Origin of the sequence: Pseudoalteromonas sp. Isolate6 (assembly GCF_022398435.1) — a bacterium.
GTDB lineage: Bacteria > Pseudomonadota > Gammaproteobacteria > Enterobacterales > Alteromonadaceae > Pseudoalteromonas > Pseudoalteromonas galatheae.
This window is the reverse complement of sequence record NZ_JAKEVK010000225.1, coordinates 1-7,195: the sequence shown is the minus strand read 5'-3', so window position 1 is coordinate 7,195 and position 7,195 is coordinate 1. Positions and strand designations below refer to the sequence as shown.

Genomic DNA, 7,195 nt, shown 5'->3' with positions numbered 1-7,195 from the left:
ATTTAAATTTCCCTTATATTGTGGTTATATAGCCTTTTCAAAATGACCATAGCAACCCCAAAGAGCAGTCCGAGGATGAGTAATCAATAAAATGCGCAACAATCTCATTTCTGGGCTTATTTTTTCATTTTTTCTAAGCATGAGCTGGCTGACAAAAGCCGATCTTTACGATGCTACCCTCGCCTATCAGAATGAAGAGTTCACGCATGCATTTTCTGAATTCAATCGCCTAGCTCAATTAGGTAATGCAGACGCCATGTATAATCTTGGGGTGATGTATTTGTACGGTCAAGGAACCCAGCAAAGTGCCGCAAATGCCTTTGCTTGGTTTTCATTGGCTAAAGAATTCGGTATTGCAGAAGCCTTTCAAACTGCGCAACTCGTTTTGCAGCAGTCCGATGACCAGAGTGGTCTAAAGGATTTCGTAACACTTCAAAAAAACCGTTTGGCAGATACCTACTTACTTGACTCAACGCTTGCCCGACTCAAACAACCCAATATCATTTCTACGCCGAGTAAAACTCACGATGTATTGCCTGACTACCCTGATGAGGCCGTACGACAAGGAATTGAGGGCTGGGTTTGGTTAGAGTTTGATATCGACCAAAGCGGTAAGGCAATCAATATTGAGGTCGTAGATAGCTACCCCAAGCATATATTCACCGCTAGCCTGTTAAATGCGGTAGAGAAGTGGCGATATACGGGTCCAAAGCAAGCACACACCTTGATTTACCATTTTGCGACGTATAAAGGCGAGCAATACCGCGAAACCTTAGCCATTCAAAAAAAGGCCTACGAAAAACAGCTTAAGCAGAATATCGATGCGGCAGAGCGTGGTGTGGCGCAAGTACAATACTATATTGCTAACTGGTTGAGTATGAAAGATTACAACGCGTATCAGCTACTGCGCTATCACTGGCGATCTGAAGAGCCACAAAATGAATTATATTTAGCCGCAGCCAAAAATGGCTTGGACTTGGCACAATATCGCTTAGCGACTCAGCTTATCAATGTGGGAGAACATCGACTTAGTGTACTTTGGCTAGAACATGCAGCACAAACCATGGATATCGCAAAATATCGCTTAGCAAGATCACTGCTCACAAACGAAGAGCAGCAAGATACTCCACGTGCGCTAAAAGTACTTACCGAGGCCTCGAATAATGGCCATTTGCGCTCCACACTTTTATTAGCAAACACTTATCTAACTCGTCTCAAGGACAAAACTCAGGCCAAAACTTGGCTGCGTCATGGTCTCACCATCGATCCCGAACATCCTGAACTGCTTCTACTGTCTGCCAAGCTTACAGACAATCAGATAGAAGCCAAAAAGCTTGCCTCACAAGCATTGAAGTCGGCATCACAGCGAAATTGGAGTAGTAAAGCAATACGCTCATTCCAGCAAAAGCTAGCTAACTAACTTTTTATCTACACTGAGCTTCGTAACATTACTGTCTTCATCGGTCACCGTACTCCAGTAATACAATGTCACTTTCATAGTTGTTGATCCGATTGAATACTACCTGACTGCCATCAAAGCTTGATAATACCTGTAACTCGGTAAACCCCGCATAAACGTGTAACCCAATTGGTTGAATTTCTTCGACCTTGTTTTCACTACTTAAATAGCGATAAAGCACCAATTGGTGGCCTCTTTTCAGTACAAAGTAGACCCCGTCTCGGTATACTGCTGGCTGGTAAAGAGATAAAGACCCACGTAACTGCTCTACATCAATTGTTTCAGCCAGCGCAGCAACTAGGTATTCCCTAACTTGTTCTTTGTACCCCACAAAGCTTGCGTTCTTCTGAGTCAGGGGTAAATCAGACGAATGAGTCACAAAAGGCTGTTGCTCACTACGCCCTTGAGATACGGTAAATTGCCACGCCTGCCACTTGGCTTCAGTTGAGAGCTTCGCTCGATAATACAGGTCTCTGCCATCCTGTGACCAATGCAAGTCGGCAATTTCGGCAAAGTTATCAACTACCTTTTTCACCTCTTTAGTAAACGAGCTTATTAGATACACTTTGTGCGACTTTGATAACACGGCGAGATATTCGTTATTTGGTGACAGCAATAGCAAAATAGGCACTTCTCCCATCGGCATCGTACCAAGCAAACTCGACGTTGGCCGAAAAGCATGTTTGTGCCACAGCTCAAATTGTGGTGCATCATTATTTTTGGCTGTCACCGAGGTATAAACAAAATGTGCGCCATCATCAGATAAAGCGGCAAGTAGGTCCATTCTAGCGGGCGACGTTAACTGCTTTTGCAGCGCTTCGCCTTGTGCATCTACAGCAAGCCGATAAAAGTTAATTTCAGCCACGCCCTCAGTGTGCGCCGAAGCACGCAAGCGCGTATTGACATCAATCTCAGATATCGCACCAAATCCGGCGTATAACAACTGTTGCTCACGACCTTTAAGAACACTCAAGTTTTGTTTGGCGATAATAACCGTATCGTCTTGATAACCATGGCTTAATGCCGAAAAAGACTGCTTAGAGAGTGTGGTGGTTTGACTTTCAGAGTCCCCAAGTTGCCCCAGATTTAGGCGATAAACGCCTTGCTCTTTTACCTGATACAACAGCGCTTGTTGGTTAACTTGATAATGTGTTACGTCGCGAATAGGCAAGGCCGTGGTGTTGAGCACTTTAGGATGATTATCCGCGAAAGTGACCGCTACAGATTGCAAATAGGCCCCAGCTTTATCCCAAGACTTAGTGATAAAATGGCCCGCTCGATATTCTAGCCAAGGCGCTGAGTCTTGTGCACTATTACAGCTGCCAAGCACGCTATCGCGCGCTAGTCGCCACATTTCTATTGGACCTTTAACGTGTAACGCCCGTACTTCACAGGAAACCGGATCCGAGCGCGAATAAATCAGCCAGTTACCATCTAAAGACCAACTTGCTGACTCTTCACTATAACCGCTGCTTTTTATCGTATGGGTTGTTTTAGTCTCAAGATCATAGACCGCCAAATCAAATTGATCGGCTCCCTCAGCTAAATAACTGTAGGCTAAATAGTTACCATTTGGAGAAAAGCGCACAAAGACTTCAGCACCCGGTGAGGATGTGATCCGAGTTGCTCTGACGGGCTGCTGTTGCAATTCACTTTGCCATTGCTTGGCAATAAAAACGCCAAGCAAAGTCACCACCAGACCCATAAAAAAACCGAGCAGCGCAAATTGCGCGCCACGCCCGCGAGACAGATCCTCTACCTGCTCAAGTAGCGTCGGGGCTTTTTTTATTTGTGCAATACATTGATAACCTAGACGTGGTACCGTTTTAATTATTTTTGGCTCGTTTGAACTGTCACCAAGCAGCTTACGTAGCTGTACTACCAGCTGGCTAACAGAGTTATCACTGACGATAGTACCGGGCCATACGATATCTAAGATAGCGTCTCTGGTAACAACCTCTCCCTTGTTAGCAATCAATAGACGCAATAATGCCGCATGCTTCGCTTCGATGCTTCTCCAAGAACCGTCAACACACACAGATAAATTGCTTAGGTCGACAAGTATCTCATTGATTAAAAAACGTTTATCTAAGTTTTCAACCATCAACTACTAAAAATTTGTAAAACTATGGTTAGGCTCGTAATAAAAGCGTATTATGAGTATCAACTAAAGGTAACTTACTCGTATTATAAGTTGAGCACAATGTCAGAATTTCTCATCCGAACAGTTTCTTGTAGCGCATTCTTTATCACAGCTGCAAGTGATGCCGTTGAGCAAAATCAGACAGCTGAAAATACCATAGAACGCATCGAAATCCGTGCCTTCCATGACAGCGTTGTCAAGTCTCTCAGTAATAAACGCCACAATCAACAAGTTTCAGATACGATCAGTGCTGAAGACATAGGTAAGTTTCCAGATAAAAACGTCGCAGAGGCGCTGCAACGGATCACTGGGATCTCACTCTCTCGAGCACAAGGTGAAGGTGAACGGATCGGCGTGCGAGGCACAACCCCCGAGCAAAATAGAACCTATTTGAATGGTCAATATCTCGCCTCCGCTGATTGGTGGATCTCAAGTCAGCCAAGCCGAGGTTTTAATTTTACCTTATTACCCAGTGAAATCGTCTCTAGTCTTGAGGTGTTCAAAACACCACAAGCTATGCAGGATGAAGGTTCATTAGGTGGTGCAATCAATATAAAAACCCGCGACCCTCTGCTTACGCCTTCAGGCTATGGCGTTATTACAGCCCAGTTCCAATACAGTGACTTGAGCGATAAACTCGACCCACAATTATCTGCAATTTATAACTACCATAGCGAAACTGGCGACTATGCAGTGCTTTTTACCGCAACACGACGAGATCGCAGCCTCAGACGCGACGGCCTAGAATCGTGGGGATGGCACGATAGGACATTATACCAAGGTGAAGGTGATACTTGGTATGCCACCCAGCAGACCCCACAAAATAAAAGCCAGACGTTGTGGTTTCCAGGAGGTGGGGGTTCGGCAATTTTTCAGCAGCAAAGAGAATTACAGGCTTATACAGTCAATGCCGCGTTCCAGCTTTCCCCACGGCTTAGGTTAAATAGCCACTTACTTTATTCTCATCTAAACGCAGACAACAACAATCAAAACTTTCTCTGGCAAAGTGCAAAGTCTATTGACCTAGGCGGCGGAGTAACCGATTTACATGTACAAGATGGTACTTTGGTGAGCGCCCACTATTTACCCACAGCTGCGCCGTTCAATACCAGCATGGAAGCCATTTGGCGAGACTCGCAGATCAGCACTAAAAGTGCTCATCTAGACTTAGTCTATAACGGTATTTATTGGTCGAGCCAATTTCAAGTAGGTCTAAGCCACGGCTCAGGTGGCACCACAGAAGACATCACGTCACAGTTTTCTGCTAACACCCGCTTTCATGTTGATACGTCAATGCGAAAGAACATCGTCGCAAGTTATGGGATTTCACCGTTAGATGCACCGAGCTGGTTTATCACCGAAGCTCGAAATGACAGCCAAGATGGCAAAGATAAATCATACTTCGCGCAAGCCGATTTTGCGTACGATATCGACTTTAAACAGGTCGACGCGATTAAATTTGGCATTAAACTCAAGGACCATCAACGGGACTTTTTGCGCTATCGTTCCAAAGATGGAGGGCTTGATGGTCTAGCCGGCGAGCTTGGCACTACACTGGCCGCCTATCCGGGCACTTTTGTAGATGATTATTTGCGCGGCGTAGGTAGTGCAAACACCTTAAAAAACTACAGTTATGCCAATATTACGCTGCTCGCCAAAGACTTCAATACGCTCAATTTTGAACAAGAGATAGAAAAAGCCAGTCGTTTTCATATTACAGAAAAAACCGCCGCCGCTTACGGTCAAATGCAACTCGCTGGTGAATCCTATGCAGCCAACATTGGGGTACGGGTGGTCAAAACCTTTCAAGACTCTGCCGCATTTAAACGTGTCGCCTCCCCCATCGAAGCACCCGACAGCTATGTTTGGCATGAAGAATCTCGGGATTACATCGATATTCTACCCAGCGCCAATATCAAGTTTGATTTAAGCGAAAGTCTGGTTGGCCGTTTTTCCGTTGCGCGCGTCATGTCACGAGCGCAATTTCATCACCTTATGCCCTCAACCAATTACAACGTGACCCAAGCTCAAGGACAAGGTGGTAACGCCAGTCTAGATCCATACAGAGCGGCGCAGTTTGATGCCAGCCTTGAGTGGTACTTTGATGACGCAGGACTCGCTTCCATCGCTTTATTTAACAAGGATGTGGAGTCTTTTATTGAATTTGAGAGAAAACTTGAACGTCATGAAGGCATTTTGATGTCTATCGATAGGCCCAGTAATGGCGCTGGCGGCAGCATCCGTGGCGTTGAACTAAGTTACCAGCAAACACTTGCGTACGGATTTGGGCTAATCGCCAATTACACCTACGTTGATGGCGAACGTGACAACGCTGACGTTGGCTTACAGGACAAAGTGCCTGGCACCTCAAAACACAGCGCTAACCTTACCGCTTACTACGAGAACCACCAATTTAGCGCACGGCTTAGCTATAATTATCGAACCCAGTTTGCCACCGGTGTAGGCGAGACCATGATGGATAATTACGGCCAATTAGACGGTAGCCTCACGGTGAAATTGAGTGATAACCTCGATGCGCAATTTGAGTTTATTAATTTAACCGACGAACAAATATACACCTATGATCGCAACGAGTATGCACCAACAGGGGTATATGTGAACGGTCGGCGCTACTACGTGGGGCTAAGATACCAATTCTGATTTGCATGATAACTGCGCCTGTAAAAACCCTAAGAATAGGTCCAGCTTGGCAGAGTGCTCTCGTTTCACTTTATATATGGCATGCAAAGTAACTTCGGGCCTTTTTTGATCGGGAAACAGCTCAACCAAAGCGCCCGAATCGATATCTCGTTGACAGAAATAAGACGGTAGCATGGCAATCCCCAATCCTGCCAACACCGCCTCTCGAATGTGAAAGCGACTATTCGCTATCAAATTACCTTGCAAAGCGTAACTCCGGGTTCCGTCATGCCAACTATCTTCAACATGATTAAGCTTTGATAACAACATGTTATGCCTACTCAGTTCGTCCAACTGCTCGGGTTTCCCGTGTGCCGCCAAATAACTGGGAGCAGCAACAAAAGTCGAGTTTATATTGATTAATTTCAAGACATAAAATTGACTATCTTTGAGTGCAGCAGACAGCCTAAAAGCCACATCAATCTCGTCTTCGATTAAATCTTGATTTGCTGCGGTAAACATCAGCTCAAGTTTTATTTGTGGATAGCGCTTTTGAAAATCGATACAGATTTGGCTCAATAGCATACGACCTATCGTATTCGGAAAGGTAATTTTTAGATGCCCGGATTGATGCACACCAACCTGTTCGACTTCTTCTTCCAAATCGCGTAGCGCGCGAAGGATCTTTTTCCCTTTTTCATAAACCAACTTACCGGCATCAGACAATGCGAGTCTGCGAGTTGTTCGATTTAGAAGTACTTGTCCGTATGACGATTCTAGCTGTGCTATCGATTTGCTCACCGCTGATGTCGTGGTACCGAGCTGTTCTGCTGCTCGACTAAAGGAGCGCAGCTCAGCGACACAACACAATATTTTAAGTAGGTGAAGTTTATCGTATTCCTTTCTCATTCTTTCCTCTTAGGAAAAAGTCTTTACACCAAATGAATATATAT

Annotated in this window: 4 protein-coding genes; 2 read left to right on the top strand and 2 right to left on the bottom strand. The window is 45.1% G+C overall.

The genetic code is table 11. The features are described 5' to 3' along the window. Nucleotides 1-91: 91 nt before the first annotated feature. Nucleotides 92-1,420 (top strand): TonB family protein, encoded by a 1,329-nt coding sequence (locus L1D50_RS20020; RefSeq protein WP_128725444.1) that lies wholly within the window; start codon nucleotides 92-94, stop codon nucleotides 1,418-1,420. 37 nt (nucleotides 1,421-1,457) lie between these two features. Here L1D50_RS20020 and L1D50_RS20015 read toward each other — a convergent pair whose 3' ends face one another. Beyond that, complete coding sequence (locus L1D50_RS20015; RefSeq protein ID WP_239966670.1) at nucleotides 1,458-3,563, bottom strand: winged helix-turn-helix domain-containing protein; 2,106 nt, start codon at nucleotides 3,561-3,563, stop codon at nucleotides 1,458-1,460. Between the two features lie 99 nt (nucleotides 3,564-3,662). On the opposite strand from L1D50_RS20015, the gene L1D50_RS20010 reads away from it, so the two are divergent. Continuing rightward, entirely contained in the window at nucleotides 3,663-6,263 is a 2,601-nt protein-coding gene (locus L1D50_RS20010) for a TonB-dependent receptor (protein ID WP_239966669.1), read from the top strand. Here L1D50_RS20010 and L1D50_RS20005 read toward each other — a convergent pair. Next, nucleotides 6,246-7,151, bottom strand: coding sequence for a LysR family transcriptional regulator (locus tag L1D50_RS20005; protein ID WP_128725441.1), 906 nt, complete (start codon nucleotides 7,149-7,151; stop codon nucleotides 6,246-6,248). The two genes, L1D50_RS20010 and L1D50_RS20005, sit on opposite strands and share 18 nt — an antisense overlap. Between the last annotated feature and the right edge of the window lie 44 nt (nucleotides 7,152-7,195).

What these genes read in the sequence shown, in the direction of transcription:
- L1D50_RS20020 (WP_128725444.1), top strand. Translation starts at nt 92, where the DNA reads ATGCGCAACAATCTCATTTCTGGGCTTATTTTTTCATTTTTTCTAAGC.
- L1D50_RS20015 (WP_239966670.1), bottom strand. Translation starts at nt 3,563, where the DNA reads ATGGTTGAAAACTTAGATAAACGTTTTTTAATCAATGAGATACTTGTC.
- L1D50_RS20010 (WP_239966669.1), top strand. Translation starts at nt 3,663, where the DNA reads ATGTCAGAATTTCTCATCCGAACAGTTTCTTGTAGCGCATTCTTTATC.
- L1D50_RS20005 (WP_128725441.1), bottom strand. Translation starts at nt 7,151, where the DNA reads ATGAGAAAGGAATACGATAAACTTCACCTACTTAAAATATTGTGTTGT.